This is a genomic window from Paenibacillus silvestris (assembly GCF_009882985.1).
Classification (GTDB): Bacteria; Bacillota; Bacilli; order Paenibacillales; family NBRC-103111; genus Paenibacillus_E; species Paenibacillus_E silvestris.
In genome coordinates this window covers 1-486 of the sequence record NZ_WTUZ01000027.1, presented here as the reverse complement: position 1 = coordinate 486, position 486 = coordinate 1, and the positions used below count along the sequence as shown (strand labels likewise).

At 49.8% G+C, this 486-nt stretch carries 1 tRNA gene and 2 rRNA genes; all 3 read left to right on the top strand.

The features are described 5' to 3' along the window. A 16S ribosomal RNA gene (locus GQF01_RS26440) occupies positions 1 to 90 on the top strand; the annotation flags it as partial. Positions 91 to 222: 132 nt separating this feature from the next. Beyond that, positions 223 to 295, top strand: a tRNA-Ala gene (locus GQF01_RS26435). A 98-nt stretch (positions 296 to 393) separates the two neighbouring features. After that, a 23S ribosomal RNA gene (locus GQF01_RS26430) occupies positions 394 to 486 on the top strand; the annotation flags it as partial.

Genomic DNA, 486 nt, shown 5'->3' with positions numbered 1-486 from the left:
GGGAGCCAGCCGCCGAAGGTGGGGTAGATGATTGGGGTGAAGTCGTAACAAGGTAGCCGTATCGGAAGGTGCGGCTGGATCACCTCCTTTCTATGGAGACTCGGGTCTGAGAACGACCCAGTCAAGTGTGCTTAGCACACAAATCGCTGATTGCCATTCTATTTGTTCAGTTTTGATGGAGCTTGTGCACTTCTTAGGAAGTGTATGAACAATCATCAATATGGGGCCATAGCTCAGCTGGGAGAGCGCCTGCCTTGCAAGCAGGAGGTCAGCGGTTCGATCCCGCTTGGCTCCATTTGTTCCTTGAAAACTAGATAACGAAACAAAACGTAAAGTAAGAACTTAGGTTGTGTAACCTTCGGGTTGCACGAAATTTTCAAATGTTTTTTTCTAGGTTAAGCTAGAAAGAGCACACGGAGGATGCCTAGGCACTAGGAGCCGAAGAAGGACGTGGCGAACGACGAAATGCCTCGGGGAGCCGTAAGC